At 39.9% G+C, this 23,349-nt stretch carries 22 protein-coding genes and 1 pseudogene; 13 read left to right on the top strand and 10 right to left on the bottom strand.

Annotation, left to right across the window (positions count from 1 at the left end):
- The first annotated feature begins 196 nt into the window (after positions 1 to 196).
- From cysQ to AB4153_RS11080, 4 genes are all read left to right on the top strand, one after another.
- On the top strand, positions 197 to 1,015 hold the full coding sequence (gene cysQ / locus AB4153_RS11095; protein WP_371997416.1) for a 3'(2'),5'-bisphosphate nucleotidase CysQ: 819 nt from the start codon (positions 197 to 199) through the stop codon (positions 1,013 to 1,015).
- A gap of 147 nt (positions 1,016 to 1,162) precedes the next feature.
- Entirely contained in the window at positions 1,163 to 2,062 is a 900-nt protein-coding gene (gene mak, locus AB4153_RS11090) for a fructokinase (protein ID WP_371997445.1), read from the top strand.
- 206 nt (positions 2,063 to 2,268) lie between these two features.
- Entirely contained in the window at positions 2,269 to 3,045 is a 777-nt protein-coding gene (locus AB4153_RS11085) for an ElyC/SanA/YdcF family protein (RefSeq protein ID WP_371997414.1), read from the top strand.
- Positions 3,038 to 3,739 (top strand): DUF2982 domain-containing protein, encoded by a 702-nt coding sequence (locus AB4153_RS11080; protein ID WP_371997413.1) that lies wholly within the window; start codon positions 3,038 to 3,040, stop codon positions 3,737 to 3,739. The genes AB4153_RS11085 and AB4153_RS11080 overlap by 8 nt, the downstream gene beginning before the upstream one ends.
- 21 nt (positions 3,740 to 3,760) lie before the next feature.
- On the opposite strand, the gene AB4153_RS11075 is transcribed toward AB4153_RS11080, so the two are convergent.
- From AB4153_RS11075 to galE, 3 genes are all read right to left on the bottom strand, one after another.
- Positions 3,761 to 4,192 carry a polymer-forming cytoskeletal protein gene (locus AB4153_RS11075; protein ID WP_303515760.1) on the bottom strand — a complete coding sequence of 144 codons (432 nt, stop codon included), beginning with the start codon at positions 4,190 to 4,192 and terminating at the stop codon, positions 3,761 to 3,763.
- Positions 4,193 to 4,351: 159 nt separating this feature from the next.
- Positions 4,352 to 4,846 (bottom strand): ferredoxin-type protein NapF, encoded by a 495-nt coding sequence (gene napF, locus AB4153_RS11070; RefSeq protein WP_371997411.1) that lies wholly within the window; start codon positions 4,844 to 4,846, stop codon positions 4,352 to 4,354.
- Positions 4,847 to 4,881: 35 nt separating this feature from the next.
- Positions 4,882 to 5,895, bottom strand: a complete 1,014-nt coding sequence (gene galE / locus AB4153_RS11065; RefSeq protein WP_371997410.1) for a UDP-glucose 4-epimerase GalE — start codon at positions 5,893 to 5,895, stop codon at positions 4,882 to 4,884.
- A gap of 361 nt (positions 5,896 to 6,256) precedes the next feature.
- Here galE and phhA point away from each other — a divergent pair, with 361 nt between their 5' ends.
- The 6 genes from phhA (at position 6,257) to AB4153_RS11035 (ending at position 12,307) form a co-directional block, all read left to right on the top strand.
- A complete protein-coding gene (gene phhA / locus AB4153_RS11060) occupies positions 6,257 to 7,054 on the top strand; it encodes a phenylalanine 4-monooxygenase (RefSeq protein WP_198589506.1) in 798 nt (265 codons plus the stop codon).
- 50 nt (positions 7,055 to 7,104) lie between these two features.
- Positions 7,105 to 7,443 (top strand): 4a-hydroxytetrahydrobiopterin dehydratase, encoded by a 339-nt coding sequence (locus AB4153_RS11055; protein ID WP_102526296.1) that lies wholly within the window; start codon positions 7,105 to 7,107, stop codon positions 7,441 to 7,443.
- Positions 7,444 to 7,662: 219 nt separating this feature from the next.
- Positions 7,663 to 9,204, top strand: coding sequence for a transcriptional regulator TyrR (gene tyrR, locus AB4153_RS11050; RefSeq protein ID WP_102526297.1), 1,542 nt, complete (start codon positions 7,663 to 7,665; stop codon positions 9,202 to 9,204).
- Positions 9,205 to 9,575: 371 nt separating this feature from the next.
- Positions 9,576 to 10,562 carry a fumarylacetoacetate hydrolase family protein gene (locus AB4153_RS11045; RefSeq protein WP_371997407.1) on the top strand — a complete coding sequence of 329 codons (987 nt, stop codon included), beginning with the start codon at positions 9,576 to 9,578 and terminating at the stop codon, positions 10,560 to 10,562.
- A 126-nt stretch (positions 10,563 to 10,688) separates the two neighbouring features.
- The gene (gene maiA, locus AB4153_RS11040; protein ID WP_303515769.1) at positions 10,689 to 11,339 is read left to right on the top strand and encodes a maleylacetoacetate isomerase; all 651 of its coding nucleotides are present in this window, start codon (positions 10,689 to 10,691) and stop codon (positions 11,337 to 11,339) included.
- A gap of 218 nt (positions 11,340 to 11,557) precedes the next feature.
- Positions 11,558 to 12,307 carry a hypothetical protein gene (locus AB4153_RS11035; RefSeq protein ID WP_303515772.1) on the top strand — a complete coding sequence of 250 codons (750 nt, stop codon included), beginning with the start codon at positions 11,558 to 11,560 and terminating at the stop codon, positions 12,305 to 12,307.
- A gap of 11 nt (positions 12,308 to 12,318) precedes the next feature.
- On the opposite strand, the gene AB4153_RS11030 is transcribed toward AB4153_RS11035, so the two are convergent.
- The 5 genes from AB4153_RS11030 to AB4153_RS11010 form a co-directional block, all read right to left on the bottom strand.
- Positions 12,319 to 13,590 carry a sensor histidine kinase gene (locus AB4153_RS11030; RefSeq protein WP_371997405.1) on the bottom strand — a complete coding sequence of 424 codons (1,272 nt, stop codon included), beginning with the start codon at positions 13,588 to 13,590 and terminating at the stop codon, positions 12,319 to 12,321.
- Between the two features lie 4 nt (positions 13,591 to 13,594).
- A complete protein-coding gene (locus AB4153_RS11025; RefSeq protein WP_303515777.1) occupies positions 13,595 to 14,296 on the bottom strand; it encodes a response regulator transcription factor in 702 nt (233 codons plus the stop codon).
- A gap of 38 nt (positions 14,297 to 14,334) precedes the next feature.
- A complete protein-coding gene (locus AB4153_RS11020; protein WP_371997403.1) occupies positions 14,335 to 15,459 on the bottom strand; it encodes a type 1 glutamine amidotransferase domain-containing protein in 1,125 nt (374 codons plus the stop codon).
- A 190-nt stretch (positions 15,460 to 15,649) separates the two neighbouring features.
- Positions 15,650 to 18,133, bottom strand: coding sequence for an ABC transporter permease (locus tag AB4153_RS11015; RefSeq protein WP_371997402.1), 2,484 nt, complete (start codon positions 18,131 to 18,133; stop codon positions 15,650 to 15,652).
- Positions 18,130 to 18,813: an ABC transporter ATP-binding protein gene (locus AB4153_RS11010; protein ID WP_371997401.1), complete on the bottom strand. Its 684-nt coding sequence runs from the start codon at positions 18,811 to 18,813 to the stop codon at positions 18,130 to 18,132. Before AB4153_RS11010 ends, AB4153_RS11015 begins: the two co-directional genes overlap by 4 nt.
- Positions 18,814 to 19,004: 191 nt before the next feature.
- Between AB4153_RS11010 and maiA (AB4153_RS11005) the strand changes: the two are divergent.
- Positions 19,005 to 19,397 (top strand): annotated as a pseudogene (maiA, locus tag AB4153_RS11005) (maleylacetoacetate isomerase); the annotation flags it as partial.
- Positions 19,398 to 19,616: 219 nt separating this feature from the next.
- Positions 19,617 to 20,168 (top strand): nucleotidyltransferase family protein, encoded by a 552-nt coding sequence (locus AB4153_RS11000; protein WP_371997400.1) that lies wholly within the window; start codon positions 19,617 to 19,619, stop codon positions 20,166 to 20,168.
- 23 nt (positions 20,169 to 20,191) lie between these two features.
- Here AB4153_RS11000 and AB4153_RS10995 read toward each other — a convergent pair whose 3' ends face one another.
- Positions 20,192 to 21,319 carry a hypothetical protein gene (locus AB4153_RS10995; protein WP_371997398.1) on the bottom strand — a complete coding sequence of 376 codons (1,128 nt, stop codon included), beginning with the start codon at positions 21,317 to 21,319 and terminating at the stop codon, positions 20,192 to 20,194.
- A 425-nt stretch (positions 21,320 to 21,744) separates the two neighbouring features.
- Here AB4153_RS10995 and ompW point away from each other — a divergent pair, with 425 nt between their 5' ends.
- Positions 21,745 to 22,419: an outer membrane protein OmpW gene (ompW, locus tag AB4153_RS10990; RefSeq protein ID WP_102526301.1), complete on the top strand. Its 675-nt coding sequence runs from the start codon at positions 21,745 to 21,747 to the stop codon at positions 22,417 to 22,419.
- Between the two features lie 100 nt (positions 22,420 to 22,519).
- Here ompW and AB4153_RS10985 read toward each other — a convergent pair whose 3' ends face one another.
- Positions 22,520 to 23,260, bottom strand: a complete 741-nt coding sequence (locus AB4153_RS10985) for an SDR family NAD(P)-dependent oxidoreductase (protein ID WP_371997396.1) — start codon at positions 23,258 to 23,260, stop codon at positions 22,520 to 22,522.
- Positions 23,261 to 23,349 lie beyond the last annotated feature (89 nt).

The raw sequence follows: 23,349 nt of genomic DNA, 5'->3' as shown, positions 1-23,349 counted from the left end.
CAGATTACATCATGTTAGAAATCTAGTGTGAGTGAATAAAGAAAACCCGTGGTACAAGCCATTTAATGGCATTAATTTCAATCATGTTAAATGTCTAAGACAAACAAAATAGTTATAAATGTTTAATAAGCAAGATGGCATAATGTATGTTGATAATTTTCTGGCTTAAATGTCGGTATTTTCTAAGGAATTCCCTTTGAGTAATAAAAAATTAGTACAACATACAAGCTTAACTAAAGCACAGCTCGATACCGTCATTACCATTGCCAAGCTGGCAGGTGATGCGATTATGCAAGTGTATTCAAAGCCTGACTTGCAAATTGAGCAAAAGCAAGATGACAGCCCAGTTACGGAAGCCGATATCGCCAGCCATAATGTGATTGTCGCTGAACTTGAAAAACATTTTGTTGATATACCAGTGATGAGTGAAGAAGCTGCGGACATTGATTGGAATGTAAGAAGAAACTGGTCAACCTATTGGTTAATTGATCCATTAGATGGCACCAAAGAATTTATTAAACGCAATGGCGAGTTTACGGTCAACATTGCGCTTATCCATAACGGCAAAGCCGTGGCGGGTGTCGTGTACGCCCCTGTATTAAATAAATGCTACTCAGGCCTCTTAGGCGAGGGTGCATGGTTAGAAAGCAACGCAAAGCAGCAAGTGTTGGATATCAGTCAGCAACAGATTAATGATAAGCCTATTGTGGTCGGCAGCCGCTCACATATTAGCCCTGGCCTTGCTGAATACGTTGCTAATATCGGCGACCACCAAATGCAAAGTGTGGGGAGTTCGCTGAAGTTTTGCTTAGTTGCTGAAGGCAATGCTGATGTATATCCACGTTTAGGCTTAACTAGCGAGTGGGATACCGGTGCGGCGCAAGCGGTATTAGAAAGTGCGGGTGGTCAGGTGCTTATTTACCCTGAACTCACACCGCTTGAGTACAACCAAAAAGAAAATATTTTAAATCCGTATTTTATAGCAGCATCACCAAAATGGTTTGAGCGTACATAGCTTAGTATTGTTTATTGGCTAACATATTTGTGTGTATTGAAGTGGTAGCACACAGAGATTAAGTCATTAAACATCCTATGAGCCATCAGGGTTGCAGCATCAAATGCGTATCGAATAACAGATTATAATTAAATGGAGACTAAAGCTATGATGCGCATGGGTGTTGATCTTGGCGGGACAAAAATTGAATTAGTGGCATTAGCTGAAGATGGTAGCGAATTGTTTCGTAAACGTGTTCCTACCCCGAGAAATTATCCAGATACCTTAGATGCCATTATTGGCTTAGTAGATGAGGCTGAAGCTGATACTCAACAAAAAGGCTCGGTTGGCGTTGGGATCCCTGGAGTGGTTTCACCCTTTACAGGGTTAGTTAAAAACTCAAATTCTACTTGGATTAATGGCCATCCATTAGATAAAGATTTAAGTGCACGTCTTGATAGAGAAGTGCGCATTGCAAATGATGCAAACTGTTTTGCTGTATCAGAAGCCGTTGATGGCGCAGCTGCAGGTAAAGGTGTGGTCTTTGGGGTTATTATTGGCACTGGTTGTGGCGGCGGTTTATCGATAAATGGTCGAGTACATGCAGGCGGCAATGGTATTGCAGGTGAGTGGGGACATAATCCACTGCCTTGGATGACATCTGATGAATTCAACTCCACTTCATGTTTTTGTGGCAATAAAGATTGTATTGAAACCTTTATATCGGGCACGGGTTGGGTGCGAGATTTTCGCCGAGCAGGCGGCGTGGCAGACAGTGGTATTCAAATTTCACAAATGATGGCAGAAGGTGATCCGTTAGCGACCCAAGCATTTGTTCGCTATATCGACCGTTTAGCACGTTCATTAGCGCATCTGATTAATATGTTAGACCCTGACGTGATTGTATTAGGCGGTGGGGTGTCAAATATTGATGCAATCTATACTGAGCTACCAAAAGTGTTACCTAAATACGTAGTCGGCCGTGAGTGCAACACAATTGTGGTTAAGAATGAATTTGGCGCTTCATCAGGTGTACGTGGCGCTGCATGGTTGTGGGGCAAAAAGTAACGCTTAGTTGTAACTCATCAATTAATAAGCTTTGCCAGTATAAATAGCTGATATTAAGGTGCTCTGTGAGCACCTTTTTTATTGGGTTTATTTGCAAAATCTAATTGAATATCGGTAATTTTCGCAATCTGCTGTCGCAAAAGATACAATACAGCTAATTTACTTTAGCCCCTTCTAATTGAGCAGATAAACAGCAGATGAAATTGATGTTTTGGTTTAAAAAAGGCCTGTCGCAATTTGTAATGCCGGTGCCGTTTATTTTAATTTGTTTATTGTTCGCACTTTTTATTTGGCGTTTTCAGGCTAAAAAATTTAAGTCATTTGGCCAGTTATGTTTATTGGTTGGCATATCGAGCTTAATGCTATTAAGTAACTCTTTTATTTCTGCCAACCTCGCGAACAGTTTAGAGTCAAGATATCCAGTTAACGAGTTACCGTTGACACAAATTAGTCATGATGCTTGTTTTGTGATGGTACTGGGATCTGGCCATCGAGAAAATAACGCTATCAGTGCAGTTCAGCAATTATCGGCTACCGCTTTATCAAGACTTTCTGAGGGCATTAGGCAACTGTCGCTTTCAGATACACAGTGTACTTTAGTGGTGAGTGGCTGGAGTGGCGGCTTAACCCCAACACCACATGCCATCATCATGAAACAAGCGGCAATTGAGCTAGGCGTTAGCGAAGATAGCATCGTCACTTTCCCTGATGCACTTGATACCATCGAAGAAGCACGTTCAATGAAAAGCATTGTTGGTAAAAAACCATTTATTTTAGTGACATCAGCGACCCATATGCCTCGCTCGATGATGATTTTCACTGCTAATGAGCTCTCACCGGTTGCTGCACCAACTAATTTTTTAAGCTCTCCAGGTTACTGGTGGCGTTTTAGTGCTGAAAACCTATTTATTTCACAACGCTCTATTCACGAGTATATCGGCATGCTATGGATAAAAGTCAAAGGGTTAGTCACCAATGTCTAATGAAACAAACCTAGATGATAAAACATTATTAATCAGCCCATTTGGCAAACGAAATGGCATCACATTGAGTGTTTTTGGCGCAATAGCGCTGATTATCAGCCTGGTATTGTTTATCAATGCCCAACACCTTTTTGGTATCGGCATTGTGTTATTTGGTTTTGGCAGTGTGAGTTTAATATTAGGGATAGCCAAAGTTAATCAGCCTAAGGCAAGCTTTAAACTGACCGAGGCGGGACTAGATTACTTTCATCAACGTGGCACAGTGCACATTAGTTGGGACAATATTCAACGTGTTGATGTATCTAGAGTGACACAAAACCTTGAGTTAATTGAACTGCCTTATATTGGTTTTAAAATAAAGCAAATTAATCCGATTTTAGATTGTATTTCACCGAGGTTGGCAACTGGGTTATTAGGGGAACAACGTCCGTTATTAATGACAGCTGCGACACAAGATGAAGATTTACAGAGTCTAGAAACGTATCTTGGGGCTGAATTTACCCCATTAGTGGTGAACGGGGATCGCTATCGAGGTGTATTAGCGATGTTCGGGCATCGTTGTCAAACCCTAGAAAGTCATTTGGGGTTTCATCTGTATATTTCGATTGATAGTCTTGATAGACCACCCGCAGAGTTCGTTGAGCTACTTCGCGAGTGGCAGCAAGTGCATTTTATCAATACAAACGATAACTAAATTATTAAGTTTAGCTGTCAGTTACGCGTTAACTGCTGACAGCTGAGGGTTATCAGTTGATTTATCAGCTTCTGGGCTAACCACTTTTTCATTAAGCAAGCTCTTGTGTTCTAGGCTTTCGTCATAGGCTTTACGGTAGCCAATAAACTGCCCATTATCTAATATTTCCATACGTTTACTGTACACTTCACCGTCAAAGGTTCCCGTGTTAGTAATCGAAAGCTTCTCACAAGTAATATTGCCATTTATTAAGCCTGAAACGGTGGCTTCAACACAGACAACACCGCCTGTAATCACGCCAGAAGGTTCTACAGTTACATTGCCTGATGCACGAATTTCACCATTGATTTTACCCGCGATGAGTACATCTCCAGCGACTTTAATATTACCCGTTAATTCACAATCATTAGCGATGAAACTTAAGTTACTGGTAGGGCTTTTTTTACTAAACATGTAGGCTCTCTTTTTTCGCAAATTAGTCCACTATACATAAGCGACCGAAATGGCTTTATTATAAAAATTAACATTAATATAACGGCAAATAAAATCAAAAAAAACCATTATATTTTGACGACACTGACTTTTTCTGACGCTGCTCAGTAGAAATCACCATTAATCGCCGATTTTTGACTCATTGATACTAATTGACACTGATGGACAAGGCGAAACACAAGCGCCGCATCCAGTACAAGCTTCAGTATCAATAATTGGTTTTGGTACCTGGCCAACCGCCATCTTAAAACTAATCGCTCCTGGGTCGCATGCATCTTTACAGCTTTGACACCAAACCCCTTTATAGGTCAAACAAGAGTCATTAATAGCCGCTTTAATCGTCCATGGTTGCTCTTGAGCTAGGTCAAAAATAGGCTCTTTACACACAGCGGCGCACTGCTGACAAAAGGTGCATTCATCTTCAGTAAATTTGATTTCCGGAAAACCGCCGTCGCCTTTAACTAATACCTTGGTCTCGCATGCGTCGATGCAGGCATTACAGCGGGTGCACTCATCGGTAAATTCAATATCAGACTTTACCCAAGGTGGTCTTTGCGCATCAAACTTTTTACGACGAAACAAGTTTCTGCGACTGTGATTAATTGATTGGCTCATATTTCTTCCGGTAACACAAAATAGATTAAGTTAGGCTAATCGTTATAACCATTAGGGTTCTTAGATTGCCACAACCAACTGCTTTCAACCATTGATTCAAGCGTGTGCAATGGTTGCCAGTCTAATTCTTCATAAGCAAGGCTTGCATCGGCAAAATATGCAGCAAGATCGCCATCACGGCGTGGGGCAAAACGATAGGGGATCTGTTTACCGCTGACCAGTTCAAACGCTTTAATGATTTCGATAACACTGTAGCCCCTTCCTGTACCTAAGTTATAGGTCACTATGCCAGGTTGCTCTGATAACTTTTGTAACGCTTGTAAATGACCTTGAGCTAAATCAACGACATGAATGTAATCGCGAATTCCGGTGCCATCTGGCGTTAGATAATCATTACCGAATATTTTTAGCTCAGGGATATTCCCCACAGCAACTTGGCAGATAAATGGCATTAAATTATTGGGTATATCAGCTGGATCTTCACCAATTAAACCACTTTGATGGGCGCCAACCGGGTTAAAGTATCTCAGTACGGCAATATTCCACTGATTATCGGCCACCTGTAAGTCTCGTAACAGTTGTTCAACCATTAATTTTGACTGCCCATAAGGATTGGTTGCACCTGTGCTGAAGTCTTCACGAATAGGTAAACCTTCAGGGATGCCATAAACGGTCGCGGACGAACTGAACACCAGCTGTTTTACGTTATTCTCAGCCATCACCTGACATAAAATAATGGTGCCAGTGACATTGGTTTCGTAATACTGCAGAGGCTTAATAACAGACTCACCTACAGCTTTAAGACCTGCAAAATGAATCACTGATTCAATAGGGTGATCGGTAAAAATCTTATGTAATAGGGCTTTATTAAGCACACTGCCTTGGTAAAAAACACAGGCTTTACCAGTTATGGTTTCGATACGCTCAAGGGCGTTAACGTTGGCGTTCGATAGATTATCTACGATAATGACTTGCTGATCGGCATTCAAAAGTTCAACAACAGTATGGCTTCCTATGTACCCAGCACCGCCTGTAACTAAAATTGCCATGGTCTTTCCTTAACGCTGTCGTACGACAAACTATTCGATTGAATTATACAATTAAACTTATTGTACTGAAGTTATCGAGCTGAATATAACATTTGTTGTCTTTTATCTATTTTAGCGTCTCAGCTAGAAGCTAAAGCAAAATGCCAACAAGGTGATTTTGAAGTTGGTGTCTCGTTTGTCAAACATTAACTACATTTTAGTTTGTTGATTTTAAAAGAGTAATTATCTGGTTATGGTAACTTGTAGTGAATAGTTTACGTTTGTTGCTACCACATGGACCAAGAATAAACCCTGAGGTTGTTAACAAATTTGAAACCTTAGCACACTATGAAGGGAGAGCAGTTTACGTAAAGTGACACTTATGAGCAAAGCAACAAACTATACCGCTAAGATCCCTGACAATCAGGGCTATATTCAATACACAGATGAAGAACATGATGTATGGCATCAACTGTATCAGCGACAAGCCATCAATATGCCTGGCCGCGCTTGTGATGCCTACATGCAAGGATTGGATGCTTTGGCTATGCCAAGCAACCGAGTGCCACAATTAAAAGAAATCGATAAGGTGCTACTTGAGGCAACTGGCTGGACAACGGCTGGCGTGCCTGCACTTATTTCATTCGGAAAGTTCTTTGAGCTGCTGGCAAATAAACAATTCCCAGTGGCGACATTCATTCGTACTAAGGAAGAGTTTGATTACTTACAAGAGCCCGATATTTTTCATGAAATCTTTGGTCATTGCCCATTATTAACCAACCCTTCATTTGCGCGTTTTTCGCATATTTATGGTCAATTAGGGTTAGCTGCGACAAAAGAAGAGAGAGTCTTTTTAGCGAGACTTTATTGGTTCACTGTAGAGTTTGGCTTAGTAAAAGGTGCTGATGGAGAATTGAATATTTATGGCGGCGGCATTTTAAGCTCTCCCGGTGAGACCTTATATGCATTAAGCGATGAACCTGAGCGTAAGCCATTTGATCTGATTGAAGTGCTAAGAACGCCATACCGCATCGATATCATGCAGCCTGTTTATTACGTCATCGACAGTGTTGATTATCTTGATGAAATTGCCAAGATGGATATTATGGCAGCCGTGACTGAAGCACGTAAGTTGGGACTGCTTGAACCCAAATTTGCACCTAAAACCATTGCCAGTTAAGCGACAGAATTAAATTTAATAAGAATAAATTACTTTACCCAGGAGTTGTTATGTCTGATTTATCAGAGTTGAAATGTGAAGCTTGCCAAATTGATGCCCCAAAAGTAACTGAGCAAGAAATGGTTGAGTTCAGTAAAATGGTACCTGAATGGCGTGTTGAAAATCGCGATGGTATTAATCAACTAGAACGCGTGTATAAGTTTAAAAACTTCAAACTTGCGATGGTTTTTACTAATCAATTAGCCGAGCTTGCTGAAGCAGAATTTCATCACCCAGGAATTTTAACTGAATGGGGAAAAGTCACGGTAACGTGGTGGTCACATTCAATAAAAGGCTTACATAAGAATGATTTCATCATGGCGGCGAAAACAGACCAGTTAATTGGTTAATTATCTTCATCATGAATTTCAGCAGGTTACGTTAACGTAACCTGCTGAAATACTTCCCCTGTTACAATTCCACTGTAAACAACACTTGCCACACGCCTCATAACCTTTTAACGTATCGCTCACAAATAAAGAAGGATGGTATTTCTCATTATTTTTAAATGAGATTTTCATTAATCCTCGTATATTCCAGAAAAAATGACTGATAGGGAATAGTTGTATATGCGTTTGGAAGTGAGCTGTTTAGATCGCATCGGCCTTGCGAAAGATATTCTCGAAGTGCTAGAAAATTATGGCATTAACTTAATCGCAATTGATGCCAGTAACCGGGGATTTCTATACTTACAATTTGCTGAAATCGGTTTCGAAACCTTAAGCGAATTAATGCCTCTTATTCGTAAAGTAGAAAGCGTACATGATGTTCGTACTGTCTCGTTTATGCCTTCAGAGCAAGAACATTATGCGTTAAAAACCTTATTAAAAACCTTACCTGATTCTGTGTTCTCCATAAACGCTAAAGGACGTATTCGTATTGTAAACGAGTCGGCTTTATTGACGTTAAATATGCAAGAACATGAAGTGATTGATGAGTCGTTAAATCATTGGGTGCAAGGATTTAACTTTTCGCGTTGGTTAACCGAAGCCCCAGTGCTTGCACAAGCTACACGGGTTCAAATTGGTACCAATGAATACTTAGCCGAAATGCTGCCGATTTATCTACCCGATGAAAATAATGCCAGCATTCTTGCGGGCGCAGTGGTGTCACTTAAATCTCCAGCAAGAGTCGGTAAGCAATTCAATGCATTACAGAATCAAACCACTGGTTTTGATAATGTATTGGCTGTTAGCGATAAAATGAAAGATGTGCTTAAGCAAGCTAAGCGAATGGCGCAACTTGATGCACCGTTACTCATCACCGGTGAAACGGGCACAGGTAAAGAGTTAATGGCGAAAGCCAGCCATGATGCCAGCATGCGACGTGAACACCCCTTTATCCCGATTAATTGCGCCGCGCTTCCAGACAGTGTTGCCGAAGAAGAGTTATTTGGCTTTGTTTCTAATGAAGGCCAAGTCGTTAAACGCGGTTTGTTTGAAGAAGCAAAGGGCGGTACGGTATTTTTAGATGAAATCGCTGAAATGTCGAAAGCGGCGCAAGTTAAATTACTGCGTCTGTTGCAAGACGGTACATTTAGACGTATTGGCGGTGATGAAGAAGTGCGTGCTGATGTACGTATTATTTGTTCAACCCAGAAGAATTTAGCTGAGTTATGTCAATCAGGTGAGTTTAGAGAAGATTTATATTATCGCATTCACGTCTTGAGCTATCACATGCCATCATTGCGTGAGCGTAAAGTCGACGTTATACCGTTAACGGAGATGTTCTTAGAGCATTACAGCCAGCAACTCTCTAGTCCGCTTCGTCGTATTTCTGCCAGTTGTCGTGATTATCTGTTCACTTACGCTTGGCCTGGTAATGTTCGCCAATTAAAAAATGCGATATTTAGAGCTGTTTCAATGTGGGATGGCTCTGCGGAGTTAACCGTTGAACAATTAAAACTGCCATCTTATGCAGAAGGTTTTGGTTACTTTGACGAAGAGTTCGAAGGCAGTTTAGATCAAGCCATGAAAGAATATGAAGCAAGCTTACTAAGGCGCTTATATCCTGCTTACCCAAGTACGCGTCAGTTGGCGAAAAAACTGGGGGTTTCCCACACCGCAATTGCTAATAAGTTACGAGATTACAAAATTACCAAAAAACGATAATTAGCGGTAAAGGTCAATGTGTAGAAACTGAGACTCAAACCTTGTGTAACGATTTAATGCCAGCAATACGCTGGCATTGTCGTGTTTTCAAGACGTTTATTGCTTTAATTGGCATTATCCTGAGCAATGTATCAAAAGGTTTACAAAACGTAGGCTACCTTGCAAAAATGTGATTTGCCTCACGCTATATTAATTTGGCTAAGCTTAAGGTATTTCTAGCCTTAAGAAGGCTATTTTTGTTGGTATTAACCTGCGATGTGTATCGGTTAAAAGTGGAACATAAGCTATGTTTTATTCAGCTACACACTCAGCAGTGATGACAATTTTATTTATTTGATATCAACCTTATTTGTACCTATTTAGGAGTCAGAATGAAACTTGCAAGTTATAACAACGGTCGCCGCGATGGCCAGCTGATGTTGGTTAGCAAAGATTTAACTAAAACCGTTGCAGTACCTGCTATTGCGAAAACAATGCAACAATTACTTGATGCATGGGATTTACTGAATCCTCAGCTACAAGAGCTGTATGAAGCGTTGAATGCGGGTCAAATGGATAATGCAGTGGATTTTGACGAAGCACGTTGTTTATCGCCTTTACCACGCGCATACCAATGGGCTGATGGCAGTGCTTATGTAAACCATGTGGAATTAGTGCGTAAAGCCCGTGGCGCTGAAATGCCAGAAACATTCTGGACTGACCCACTGGTTTATCAAGGTGGTTCTGATTGCTTTATTGGCCCTAAAGCTGATATTGAAATGGCCAGTGAAGAATACGGTATTGATTTTGAATCTGAAATAGCAGTGATCACTGATGATGTAAAAATGGGCGTTGGCGCTGAAAATGCACAGCAACACATAAAATTATTGATGCTGGTTAATGACGTTTCACTGCGTAACCTCATTCCAGGTGAGCTCGCTAAAGGGTTTGGCTTTTTCCAATCTAAGCCATCAAGCGCATTTTCACCAGTGGCGATTACCCCTGATGAATTAGGTGATAAATGGCAAGACAGTAAAGTCCATTTACCACTCGTTACCCATCTAAATGGTGAGCTGTTTGGTCGTCCAAATGCTGGTGTTGATATGACATTTGATTTCAGTCAATTAGTGGCTCATGTTGCTAAGACTCGCCCACTATGTGCTGGCGCTGTGATTGGTTCAGGCACAATTTCTAATTATGATCGTAGTGCTGGTTCAAGCTGCTTGGCTGAAAAACGCATGTTAGAAATCATTGCTGATGGCAAACCTAGCACACCATTTATGCGTTTTGGTGATACAGTGCGCATCGAAATGTTCGATGACAATGACAGCAGCATATTCGGTTCGATTGATCAGAAAGTTGTTGAATATAAAGGCTAGTACCTTTAGTTGTATATCATTAAGATAAGATATTTACCAAAAAGCAATAGCGATTCGTTATTGCTTTTTTAATATGAGTGATATTTTGCGTAGATATAATGTCGGCAAAAGTAATAAGGAAAGACGATGAAGCTTTATGGATATTGGCGCTCAAGCGCAGCCTACCGAGTTAGAATTGCACTTAATTTAAAACAACTAACCGCTGAGCATGTTTCAGTCCATTTAGTTAACAATGGTGGGGAGCAACATACTGCATCTTTCGAACGTTTGAACCCACAGAACTTGGTACCGGCTTTAATTGATATTGGCGAACATGGTGATTTTTGCATTACACAATCTATGGCGATTATTGAATACTTAGATGAAAGTTACCCGCAATCTCCACTATTGCCTGAACGTCACCAAGAAAGAGCAATTGTACGCGCGATGGCGCAAACATTAGCCTGCGAAGTTCATCCGCTGGATAACTTAAGGGTGTTGAAATATTTAGTTAATGACATGAATGTCACCGAAGAAAATAAAATGGTGTGGTATCACCATTGGATCCACCTCGGTTTTAAAGCACTAGAAGCACAATTAGATAAACATGCAGGGCAATTCTGTTTTGGCGATTCGGTCACAATGGCAGACTTATGCTTAATACCGCAAGTGTATAACGCCAGACGTTTTAACGTCGATATGGCAGCATATCCCAATATTTTACGTATTGATAAAGCGTGTACTGATCTGGCAGCGTTCGATGCGGCATCTCCAGAAAAACAACACGATGCAACTTAATAGCTAAAGCGTTTTCTATAACTAAATCACAATGTAAAAAAGAACCACATCAAGCTGAGGTGTTTGGTTCTTTATCACCCACAACCAATCTATATTTGCTTCCTCATTGGTATTCCAAGCCTATGCTTGTGCTCTTGTTAATTAAGCCTGTCATTTCACAAGCGTTTCACATCGGATGGCGTAAGTTTTCTTCACTAAAATATCTACAAGGAATTCTAATGAAGTTTAAATATTTGCTCATTGTGTTGTCTCTTGGTATCAGTTTTCAGTTAGCCGCTAATGACAATGCTCAACATGTACAAAGTAGCTTGTTTGAAAACCCTCGCTATTTGCAAACAACAATTGCAACAGCAATTGAACACCTTGAACAAACTCGTCGAAAAGAATGGTCGTATGAAGTATCGCGCTTTGAAAATGAAGAGGGTAATGTCACTAGCAGTCTTGAGCGCTTTACCCCGCACAAAGACATTTCTCAGCGGTGGTCACTCGAATTAATCAATGGTCAATTGCCGACTAAACAGCAAACTAGTGATTTTATAGCGGGCAAAGTAGAGTCCGCTGAAAATAAAGACAATGGCCATAATATATCGATTAAACCAACAGATTTGATTCAGCAAGGCAGTTTAACCTTTGCTGCTGAAGATGAATTCAAGCTGCAAGCAAACTTTAATGTATACCTTAAAAAGCTAGGTGAGGAGGGCAGTAAAAAACTCCATGGCCAATTAATTTACGATAAAAACAACCAGTTTATTGAAACCTTGATTATTACTAATACGGAATCATTTTCTCCAATGTTTAGCGCCAAAATAACCGATTTTAAATTAGTATTTAGCTTCATTAAATTGCAAGAGTCAGTGTTGCTATATCAAAACCAACTGGCAATGAAAGGCCATTTTGCCTTTTTTACCGACATTGATGAAACCTCAACTGATACCTTTTCAGATTATCAATACATTGGTGCGCGTTAATAATCATAGAATTAACTTAATGTGACTGAGACAGTTGTGCCTTGGTCACTGGTTACTACAAGTTGCCAACCTTGGTGGTCACATAGTCTTTTTACGATAGATAAACCAAAGCCAAAGCCTGTACTTTGACTGCCTTTAATGGCGGGTTCGGTTATTTTATTTGAAATTTCTGCCTCGATACCTGGGCCTGTATCTTTGACAATGATTTGGTTGTCCATGAATAAAATACTGACTTTGCCATGTTCAGTATATTGAAATGCATTACTAATAAGATTGTTGATTAATACTTTTAACATGCCAGCCTGACAAGTGATTGTAATGTTGCATGAGTTGTCTATTTCAACCTCTACCGGCTTATTTGCCAAGATATAATGATTGTTGATCACTGATGCTTCAACCATTGGCATGAGCTTTGTTGCCTCTTGCGTGGCTTGGGTATTTTCTTCGCGAGCAAGTATTAGTAACGTAGAAACAGTTTGCTCCATTTGTTGGCAGGCTTCATTGATTCGATTAAGTACTTGTTTATCTTGATTATTGAGCGTGGCTTTGCACATGTATACTTCAACTGCATTTTTAATGATTGCCAGAGGTGTGCGTAATTCGTGACTGGTGTCTCTGGTAAAACATTTTTCTCGCTCTAATGCATTGCTCATATTTTTTAGTGTGCGTTCTAAGGTTGTCGCTAAAATACCAATCTCGTTATTCGGATAATGGTGAGCAAATTTTTCTGGAATATTTTCAGGCGCAACACCGTTAACTAATTGCGCTAATTGTTTTAAAGGTCGAGTCGTTCTTCTTCCCATCAACCATGCAATGAGGCACGCACTTATGGTGACTATAAGTGTGCTCATTAGAAGAAACTTGATTATCTCGCCTCTTATGGGGCGTACTAACAAGTCGGCGCTTACCTCAGCAACAAGAAATGTATTTGGTTGTTCGGTGAGTGTGTGTAAGTGGTAATGGCGATTGTTATGTCCGTAAAACTCTTTACGTCTAGGTTCAGCAATTGAGGTTTGTCGAATATCTTCAGGGAAGCTTTCTTTTGAGAAATACAGCTGCATATTACCTTGCCTTGTTGATGGCCACTGTCCCGTACTCTGGTATACCTGATTTAAGTATTCCGCTTCTTGAACAATGGTTTTTTCAATGAAACTGTCCTCCAAGGTATACATTAAAATAAAGGCTATAGAACTAAAAACCAGTGATAGTGCTAAAGTAAACATGCAAAAAATGATGACGATTCGTCGACTTAAACTATGAAATCTACCTGTATTGTTAGTCATAAGATTAATCTCGAACTGGAATGTGAAGTGAAAAACCGACACCGTGTATTGTTTTTAACAGCGGTTGTGAAAATGGTTTATCAAGCACTGTACGTAATTGATAGATATGTGAGCGTATCGCATCTGATTCTGTTGGGCTATCGCCCCAGAGTTTATGACTTAGCTCTGAGCGACTGACCACTTGCGGGTAAGCTTCGGCTAGAATGATTAAAATACGATAGCCCATAGAGTGAAGTGCCAATATTTTACCATCTCGTTGAATTTCTTTTTGTTTTCTGTTGATAGATAAAGGGCCGATATGGATTACATCCTTGGTTTGTAATAAGTGCCGCCTTGAAAGAGCGAGGCAACGTACTTCTAATTCTTGCAATGAAAATGGTTTAGTAAGGTAGTCATCAGCACCGACTGTAAAACCAGATACTTTATCTTCAACACTGTCGCGTGCAGTAAGCATCAGGATAGGGATATAGCGGTCAGCTTTTTCTCTTATCTGCTGGCACACTTCAAGGCCGTCCATTGTGGGTAAATTTAAATCAAGAATAATCAAATCGTAGTATTGCTCTAGTGCCAATGATAAACCTTGTTTACCTTGAGTCGCAAAATCAAAAATATGTCCTTTTGACTCCATGTAATCAGCTATGTTGTTAGCGATATTAAGCTGATCTTCTACCAGTAAAATATTCAGTGAATTGGCCTTTTGCGTCATGAACACTCCGATTATTCTTGATGACTAAAAGTAACTTATTATAAAGACAAGGTTTTTAACAAGTCTAATGCGGGTTTAAAGTCAGGTTTTTTCGTAAGTAACTGCTTCAAAGTTGAGACGGCAGCTTCATGCTTATCGAGTTCAACTTGGGTATTGGCTATTTTCATATCGAGACTAGGCTTGTTGATAGCTTCTTGCCCAAGCTTCAATAAGGTTAATGCGTTTTCACGCTGCTGATTGGTTGTTGCAACTTTTAGGTAGTAAAAACCATACATACCAACTAAAGGTAATTGGTACTGCGACTGTTCGCTGTTGAGCTTAGCAATAGCTTGCTTATTACCTGCGATTATTTCGGCAATGACCGCCATTGTCTTATCTTCTTTGTCTTGCTTAATTTGTTGTGGAGCTATTCCTAAAGAACGAACCAATTCAGTTGCGACAGCAATGGTTGAACTTGGATTTTGCCCTGTCATTAAACGACCATCAACAGTCACATGGCTTAGCATGATTTCGCTTGATTGAAACAGGCCACCGCGTTCAACTAACTTATCTTCAAGTAAAAACTCAAAGTCATTAATCCATTTTGAACTAAATAAATGTTCTTCTTGATTGGTAAACCCATTAACGGCTTTGTTTGCTACTAAATATTGACCGTTATCGAGTTTCACATTAACGAGTGCAGCAGGTCCGTGACATACGGCAGCAACTGAACCTTGCTGCTGATACACATCAGCGATTAATTGCTGTAATGCTTGGTTCTTTGGAAAATCAAACATGGCTCCTTTTCCGCCAACGATGAAAATACCATCGTAGTGGCTTGCAGAAAGCGACTTCACTTTTAAGGTATGACTTAGTTTTTCCATTGCCTTATTGTCGTTTAATACTGCTGCATTAAAAGGTTTGGCAGGGTCGTATTGGTCGGCTTCAACATTTCCTCCCTTTGGGCTCGCAACATCAATGGCAATGCCATGTTGTTTAAACACTAAATAGGCTTTACTGAATTCATCAAACTCATAGCCTGGGCTGACTTTACCTTGTTGCTCGCCATAGCTGGTCACTACCATGAGCACTTTTTTCTGTGAAGGCATGGCAAATGAAAAGGTGGAAATAACGAGAGTGGCAAGTGCGAGAGCTTGGATGAGTTGTTTTTTAAAGTGGTACATAATGTTTCCTCCATTAGGTTGCCTATATATTGGCAACCTTGATGTGAAACAGATGTGAAACCCCAATGTTGTTGGTTCATATTAATGCTGTTAGTTCATATTAACAGCGATTAGCTCTTGCTAAGCGACATTCGTTTTCAGTTAGCGCTATTCGTTTCCACTTAACACTATTCGTTACCACTTAGCGCGATTAATTCTCTGCTAATAATTGTCGAATAGATGTTTTTAAACTTTTGCGGCTGGCGTAAATACCAAATGATGTCACTAGGGCTAATATTAAGGTGAGTGTTGCCAGCAGCCACCAGAAATTAGGTTGGTAAGCAATTGAAAATTGCGATTGGTAAATCATCATGCCTGCGAGGTAAGTGCCAGAAATCGCCCCAAGAGCTGCAATTGCAGCGGTAAATAACCATTCAATGATATTGAGTTTTAAACAGGTAGGTTTGTTAAAACCAAAACTCATGATAATACTGTTCTTTTTCTTTTCTTTGTCTTCTAACGTTTGAACTGAGGCCAAAATAACCACACTGGCTAGAATGATGATGAGCAGTGAAAACCCACTGATTACTTGGGTTACCATTGCCAGAATACGATCAAAGCGTTCGGTCATTTCTTTTAGTGAAACCATGCGCAATGTGGGGTGTTTTTGCCACAGTTGATTTAATAAAGGCCATTGAGTTTGGCTCAGCTCGATACTTGCCATATTAAAAATTGGTGCATGAATGTGGTCAATTGCTGCGGTTGGCATTTGCAGCCAGAAAGTAATCGAACCTCCGCCAGAGCGATAAACATGGCTGGCGACAATGGTAAAATCAATGGCTTGTTGGTTTATAAATAGGGTAAAACGATCACCTATGTTCAAACCAAGATCTGTCATTATTTCTTGTTCAACAGAAATCTGCTGCCAATTTTCAGTGTTTTCAGCCCACCAGCTACCTTCAACTATGCGGTTATTAGCTGGTATATCTTGACTCCAATGTAGCCTAATAGCACGGCCTAAAGTCGATAAGCTATCACTTGGTTTTTGGCTAAATTCATCTAATGGTGTGTCATTTATTTTTATTAGTTTGGCGCGTAAATAGGGCTTAACTTGGCGTATTTCAATGTTTTCAGTCGACGCAAGTTGCTCAATATCTAGCATCTGAGTTTGCGTTGCTTGGGAAATAAGCAGGTTGCCATCATGCTGGCGCTGATAGGCAGACATTGTGTTTCCGAGGTCTTTTAAAAGCATTAAGGTAAATAGCAGTAAAAAAGTGCATAAGCCAATACCTAGTATTTGGGTGCTTTTTGCTAGTAATCGCTGTTTCATCATGAATAAGGTGAATGGAACTAAGCCAGAGAACCTCTGCGACACTTTTTCACCTATTGTTAAGCTCAACCAGCTGATGATGATCATCAAACATATGCTGACCGCGATTGAAGATACCACCATCGCAGTCAATAAGCCGTTGTCTGAATAGGCAAAGGCGATGGCACATAAAACAACGACACTGCTTATTTTAGTTAGCAACAAGTTGCTGTCTGTTTTAGGGGGATTAACCAACTGAGCAACGGTGGACGATTTTAAAGACAGCCATACGGGTAACTGCATTATCATTAAAATAATGGCCATTGCCGCCACAGATTTTATTGCAAGCCAAGTGTTCCATTGCCAAGTGATTTCAACAAATGTTGCTTGTAACCATATTACCACCGCACCATAGAACAATGCCGAAACCACCAATACTGCGGGTAAGAGTGTTGCGAAACTCAAACACCACTTAACCACTGAAAGCTGAATACAGCTTTTTAACGAACTTCCTAAACTTAAGCAAATTGCAGAAAAATACTGCTCTTTATGGATTTGTGTTTGGCTTAACTGTTCAAGGGCGATGGCTGCCATAAAGAATAAGATAATCGATGTTAAACCAATAAAATTTTCCGTACGTTTCCAAAATAATGCAAGCGGATGAGCCCCTTGTTTATGATGGAGTTGTGCCCCAGGTAAATTGTCTTTTTGCCATTGAATAAGTGCTGTGCTTTGTTGTTTGTTGGCTGTAATAAGATAGCGGTATTGTACCTGTTCAGCTGGGAAGCCAAGCTTAGTGATATCTGCAGCGTTTATCATCGCGCGCATATCAACATTATGGCCCTCCATTAATCTGTCTGGTTCATGGACCAAGACTTTAGCGACCAAAAATGATTGCTCTGCCAATGTTAGATACTCGCCAACATTGACAGACAAACCAACAAGCAATCTTGCATCTAGCCATATTTCGCCAATATTAGGCCCTGAATATACGCCTTGCACATCACCTTGCGGGCTGTCTGCAATAGACAGTTGCCCCTGTAATGGGTAGCCATCACCAACGGCCTTTATTTGGGCTCGTTGCCACAAACCATTATGGGTTAGGGTGGATGATACTTGTTGAGTGACTACTAGAGCTCGAGCAATATTTTCAATTTCTTGCTGTTGATTATTGTTCAAAGATTCTTGCTGAGTAATGACAACATCGGCGCCTAATAGGTTCTGTAAATTCTCATGTAAGTAGCTTTGAACCGTATCGCTGCTTTGGCTTAACGCAATAATAAAAACCATTAACAAGCCTTGGATAAACCGAAGGTACTTTTGGTGAGCCAGTGTCTTTTCCTGTTGAAAAAAGTGAACTGCAAGTTTTATATTTGCACTGTTCATGACACCGCCTCTAATTGCTCAATGGCGGTTGCTATACCGTGTCCATCTGCTAATGAAAATATATGCTCGGCTCTATTGGCAAGGGCGTGACTGTGGGTTACAAGGATTAAGCCAGCATTGTTTTCCTGACAGCAATCAAAGAGTAAATCCGCAATTTCAGTCGCATTATGCTGATCTAAATTGCCGGTAGGTTCGTCAGCAAAGATAAATTTAGGTTCAAAGACTAATGCCCTTGCAATTGCCACTCGTTGTTGTTCACCACCACTAAGTTGCTGGGGTTTGTGAGCTAAACGATGGCTTAAACCTACTTTATCGAGCCACGTTTTTGCTTTAGTCAGTGCTTGCTTATCACCACGTAGTTTGAGCGGTAATGCAACGTTATTAAGTGCGGTTAATTCAGGTAATAAATGAAACTGCTGGAAAATAAAGCCTATATTTTCGCGCAGTAAAGTTAGCGATTTTTTTTGCCCGTTTTCAACGTATGTGCAACTACCTGAGCTGGGATTTTCTAAGCCAGACATCAACATTAACAAGCTTGACTTTCCCGTTCCTGAAGGCCCAGAGATGGCGTAAGACTGACCTTGATTAATGGTTAAGTTGAGATTGTTGAATAGTTCGACCTTGGTTTCTTCTGCCGAGAATGATTGGCTAACATTTTTTAAGGCGATGTGATTGCTCATAGTAAGTCTCATTAAATGCTTATAATGTTTGATACTGTATGGCTTAGTTCGTGAAACGAATGTGAAATGAATTAGCACATCAAATAAGAGGTGGGTAAGTTAGCTCGTAAGCATTATCTAAAAAAATGAATGATTACATTAATATGGATGTTTGCTTATTAGTAATGGGTATGCTTGCATGGGGTGCAATCATTTTGCCTAGCACAGCTAAAGACAGAGCCGTTGTTCGTGCTATGTCGCAATCCATTGCATGTGAAATTCATCCTTTGGATAATTTGCGAGTATTACAATTTTTAGTGAAAGAAATGGGCGTAAGTGAAGAAGATAAAATGAAATGGTACAACCATTGGATCCATCTTGGTTTTAAAGCGCTCGAAATTCAATTGTCTAAAACGGCGGGAAAATATTGTTTTGGTGATAGCCCGACAATGGCTGACATTTGCTTAATACCGCAGGTTTATAATGCCTATCGCTTTAATGTGGATTTATCACAATATCCGAACATTGTTAGAATATGGAACGAATGTAATCAGTTACCAGCGTTTGCACAGGCCGCACCTGAGCAACAACATGATGCCAGTTAACTTAAAAGTATAATGAGCACAGGTGTAAATAATAATCAGTTTGAATTATTTGCATTAGCAATCGTTAATATTTACATTTTAATCAGTGAACCATCAAAAATAATGTGCTAGCTTTACCGACTAAATCTAGGTTTTCAGTGAGTATTATCTATGTCTTGATAAGACTATCTTTTATCAACGTTAGGTAATTTTGCTCATTTGATAATGTCGGTACTGATTATGGACTATGAAGCACAATTAAAAGATTGGTTGTTAAGTGATGCAATGAGAATGTCTGCGCTTAAGTTAACTGCGCAGTTTTTTGCTGAAAATGAAGTCGAAGATTGGTTCATTGCCGCAGGCTTTGTTCGTAATTTAGTCTGGGACAAATTACACGATGCTCCTGCGTCTAAATTGATCGATATTGACGTTATTTATTGGTGCCATGAAGAAACCAGTATTTATCGAGACAAACTGATTGAGTTGGCATTAACAGAGCAAATGAATTTACCTTGGTCTGTCAAAAATCAGGCGAGAATGCATAAGAAAAATAACCACCCAGCTTATACATCTTGCATGAACGCCATGTCATATTGGCCTGAAAAGCAAACCGCTATAGCCGTTAAATTAGATGAAGAGGGTGAGCTATGTGTAGAGTCTGTATTTGGTTTAGAAAGCGTATTTAACTTGACGGTTAACTATAACCCCAAAGCGGATGAGTCAGCATTCATGAAGCGTGTAGCCAGCAAACCTTGGTTTAATCATTACCCGAGATTATCGTTAGAGTTGTAGGTGCCGGCCTCAATTGATTAATCTTAGACATTCTGAAACAGGATTTCTATGGTGAATGTAATGACCATTTGGTTTAACCGCTCAGCGGTATCGTCTTCTTTAGTCCATGTATATTCAGGTGTTACTGCGAAAAATAACCATTTTCTAGCGTAGTTTTGACGATATGTTAGGCCGATACTGGCGGTTTCAATATAATGGTAAGGCTCAGTTACACCATTGATCCTCGCTTGATAACTGATTGCTTTAGTATCGCTAAGATATTGATAAAGTTGTAATCCTGTACCTAATTCCCAACCATTATTTTTGTTCTCATATTGAGCAGCACTATTCCATCGTAATAGAAATGACTCATTAAAAGCATGTTCGAAATCAAATCCTGAGGTTTCGCCAGTCACTTTTTTTTCTTGATATAGCGTTTGTGTAAATCGCCATAATGTATTTTGAGAAATAGGGTAGGTATAACGATAACGCGCTTCAATTTTAGGTTTAAAGCTTGCCTTAATATTAAAGCTGGTTCGCTCTTTGGCATACCAATCATAACGTAAACCGACTTCACGTTCATTGTCATCATCAGGACTTTTAATGAAAGAAAAGGGGTCGTCCTCACCTGTTGAATCAAGTATTAATTTAAGCTTTTTACTCATACCTGGCAGGTTTAAATGTGCTTTAACGTTAGAGCGGTATTTGAAACCTTCTTTTTCAAAATATGAAAAGTCATTATACCAACGAACAATAGTGCCAGCTCTTGCATCATCTGTTATTCGCTCGTCAACAAAAAAACTATCAAACCAAATGGCGGGTTCGCAGAACTTGGTATTTAAGTAGGCGAAGGTCTTGTCTAATCGAGTGTCTGATTGCGCATGATCGTAGCAGGGGGAGTGCTCTGTCTCAACAAGCACATTATCATTAGTGTGAATGTCATCAGAGCTAATGTCATTAGAGTTAATGTCATCAGATTCATTGACCTCAAGAGCTGTTTCATCTGTAGCACGTGCAATTGTGCTGACTTTATTATCAGTACTTGTTGGCAACGCTTGGTCAAGGGTTATTGATTGGCTGAGGTCTGTATGCGCTGCTGAAACCGCTTGACTAGCAGTTAACACTAGTGAGCAAATTATCTTCCATAAATGGCTGTTCAATCGTAATGTCATTGAAAATGATCACTGCCTTATTACTGTAAATTCCATTTGTATCGCAATCGTATCATTTCTCTATCGATTAAGAGTAACAATTGCTCCTGTAAATAAAGTGTTTGTATGATTAATTACAGGGGTTGGTGTTAACAAATTGTGATTTTTAAGCGGACTTTAAGCATTACATACAAAAAGCATAATCAATGAAATTTGCAGATCAAACCTCTGAATAATCACTTTAAACATCTAAATATAAAGCATCTTTATCAAAGTAAGCTTGGTTTTTGTGATCTTGATCAACGCTGGTAACTACCTATTTAGTTGTAAGGCTTTTTATTGATCTATATCAATATTGTTACGAGGAATTTCTGGCAGTGTAGCGCCAATTGTTAAATGTGTTTACGTAAAAGCACTAATTATGTTGCATACATGGAGTCGTCATAATGAATAAAAAATTAGCCCTTAGCCTCGTTACCGCTAGCTTACTATCTGCTGGGATTTCTTCTTCAGCTTTTGCTCATCAAGCAGGTGATTTCATCTTTCGAGTGGGTGCAGTCGCTGTTGCACCAAACGATTCTAGCGAAAATGTTGTCACTCCAGATTTAGGTGATTTGGGACAATTCTCTGTTGATGATAATACGCAAGTTGGTTTGAATTTTGGCTATATGTTGACTGATAACTGGGGGCTTGAATTACTAGCGGCAACACCATTTACTCATGATATCTCAATTGCTGGTATGAAAGTGGCTGAAACCAAACACTTACCACCAACCTTAGTCGCTCAATACTATTTTGGAAATGCTCAATCTAAATTACGTCCTTATGTGGGAGTGGGTGTTAACTTTACCAATTTCTTTGATAATGAAATTACCGATAGCGTTGGTGATCGTTTATCTGATTTAAGTTTGTCTAACTCTTGGGGATTGGCTGCTCAAGTCGGATTAGATTACAACATTAATGATAACTGGTTGGTGAATGCGTCAGTTTGGTACGCACAGATCTCAACCGATGCTAGCTTTAATTATGCTCCAGAAGGCGGTGATGTTTCTGTCCCAGTGACGATTGAAACTGATATCGATCCATGGGTTTATATGGTGAGTGTGGGTTATAAGTTCTAATTATCTTAAGCGAGATAACTTACACTATTAAAACAGGAGCCTAAGCTCCTGTTTTTTGTTTTAGATGATGGGGGCATTAGCGCATATGCCAGATATCAACTTATTTCTTCTTTTTCGTTTTCCAATGGCGAGTATTGTAAATAAACTCTGGTAAACACATTGTCATCCAAGCAATTAGGCGCCAGCGCTTGGTGACATATACTTTTCGCTTACCTTTTTGCATAGCTTTGATAATTTGCGCCGCCACTTTAGGCAAAGGCGGTAACCACAGTTTACTTTGCTGCATCGCTGCTTTATCCAATAAACCTAATTGAATATCGGTAATGGTAATAGGAAGCTTTAATCGCTGCGCATGCATGCTCAAACCTTCGAGGTAGTTTTGTGCATAGGCTTTTGATGCATGGTAAGCCACACTAGGGCCACCACGTAATCCAGCGATTGAATTGATCGCAGCGATTTGGCCATAACCTTGTTCACGCATTAAACGGAAGGTGGTATTGCAAATCGCAGTAAAACCACTGACATTGACATCAATGATATCTTGCTCTAATTGCCAAGGTAGCGATTCATGATAACCATTAAGCCCTGTATTGACTAAAACCAAATGTGCGCCATCTATGCTTAACCAAACCTTTTCTAATTGGCTAATAATTGCGCTTGGTTTCTCAATATCTAAAGGTAAAACTTCAACTTTAGTGGGTAATTGATCTGCAAACTCTTGCATATCTTCAGGGTTTTGAACAAACAACACCAATGAAACGTTTTGTTGCGCTAATCGAGTAGCGATTTCTTTACTAAGGTGTGAGCTAGCGCCCACTATTATTGCGTTTGCTTGTGTCATACGCTTTATGGCTTCGAAATGATGACCTATGATAAAAACAACTGCTTTCGATAACAAGCAAGAATATTATTCAACGTGAGACGTATAGA

It is taken from the genome of Shewanella sp. 10N.286.52.E4 (genome assembly GCF_041468785.1).
In the GTDB taxonomy this organism is placed as follows: domain Bacteria; phylum Pseudomonadota; class Gammaproteobacteria; order Enterobacterales; family Shewanellaceae; genus Shewanella; species Shewanella electrodiphila.
This window is presented reverse-complemented; position numbering and strand designations above follow the sequence as displayed.

What these genes read in the sequence shown, in the direction of transcription:
- mak (WP_371997445.1), top strand. Translation starts at nt 1,163, where the DNA reads ATGATGCGCATGGGTGTTGATCTTGGCGGGACAAAAATTGAATTAGTG.
- AB4153_RS11085 (WP_371997414.1), top strand. Translation starts at nt 2,269, where the DNA reads ATGTTTTGGTTTAAAAAAGGCCTGTCGCAATTTGTAATGCCGGTGCCG.
- AB4153_RS11080 (WP_371997413.1), top strand. Translation starts at nt 3,038, where the DNA reads ATGTCTAATGAAACAAACCTAGATGATAAAACATTATTAATCAGCCCA.
- AB4153_RS11075 (WP_303515760.1), bottom strand. Translation starts at nt 4,192, where the DNA reads ATGTTTAGTAAAAAAAGCCCTACCAGTAACTTAAGTTTCATCGCTAAT.
- napF (WP_371997411.1), bottom strand. Translation starts at nt 4,846, where the DNA reads ATGAGCCAATCAATTAATCACAGTCGCAGAAACTTGTTTCGTCGTAAA.
- galE (WP_371997410.1), bottom strand. Translation starts at nt 5,895, where the DNA reads ATGGCAATTTTAGTTACAGGCGGTGCTGGGTACATAGGAAGCCATACT.
- phhA (WP_198589506.1), top strand. Translation starts at nt 6,257, where the DNA reads ATGAGCAAAGCAACAAACTATACCGCTAAGATCCCTGACAATCAGGGC.
- AB4153_RS11055 (WP_102526296.1), top strand. Translation starts at nt 7,105, where the DNA reads ATGTCTGATTTATCAGAGTTGAAATGTGAAGCTTGCCAAATTGATGCC.
- tyrR (WP_102526297.1), top strand. Translation starts at nt 7,663, where the DNA reads ATGCGTTTGGAAGTGAGCTGTTTAGATCGCATCGGCCTTGCGAAAGAT.
- AB4153_RS11045 (WP_371997407.1), top strand. Translation starts at nt 9,576, where the DNA reads ATGAAACTTGCAAGTTATAACAACGGTCGCCGCGATGGCCAGCTGATG.
- maiA (WP_303515769.1), top strand. Translation starts at nt 10,689, where the DNA reads ATGAAGCTTTATGGATATTGGCGCTCAAGCGCAGCCTACCGAGTTAGA.
- AB4153_RS11035 (WP_303515772.1), top strand. Translation starts at nt 11,558, where the DNA reads ATGAAGTTTAAATATTTGCTCATTGTGTTGTCTCTTGGTATCAGTTTT.
- AB4153_RS11030 (WP_371997405.1), bottom strand. Translation starts at nt 13,590, where the DNA reads ATGACTAACAATACAGGTAGATTTCATAGTTTAAGTCGACGAATCGTC.
- AB4153_RS11025 (WP_303515777.1), bottom strand. Translation starts at nt 14,296, where the DNA reads ATGACGCAAAAGGCCAATTCACTGAATATTTTACTGGTAGAAGATCAG.
- AB4153_RS11020 (WP_371997403.1), bottom strand. Translation starts at nt 15,459, where the DNA reads ATGTACCACTTTAAAAAACAACTCATCCAAGCTCTCGCACTTGCCACT.
- AB4153_RS11015 (WP_371997402.1), bottom strand. Translation starts at nt 18,133, where the DNA reads ATGAACAGTGCAAATATAAAACTTGCAGTTCACTTTTTTCAACAGGAA.
- AB4153_RS11010 (WP_371997401.1), bottom strand. Translation starts at nt 18,813, where the DNA reads ATGAGCAATCACATCGCCTTAAAAAATGTTAGCCAATCATTCTCGGCA.
- AB4153_RS11000 (WP_371997400.1), top strand. Translation starts at nt 19,617, where the DNA reads ATGGACTATGAAGCACAATTAAAAGATTGGTTGTTAAGTGATGCAATG.
- AB4153_RS10995 (WP_371997398.1), bottom strand. Translation starts at nt 21,319, where the DNA reads ATGACATTACGATTGAACAGCCATTTATGGAAGATAATTTGCTCACTA.
- ompW (WP_102526301.1), top strand. Translation starts at nt 21,745, where the DNA reads ATGAATAAAAAATTAGCCCTTAGCCTCGTTACCGCTAGCTTACTATCT.
- AB4153_RS10985 (WP_371997396.1), bottom strand. Translation starts at nt 23,260, where the DNA reads ATGACACAAGCAAACGCAATAATAGTGGGCGCTAGCTCACACCTTAGT.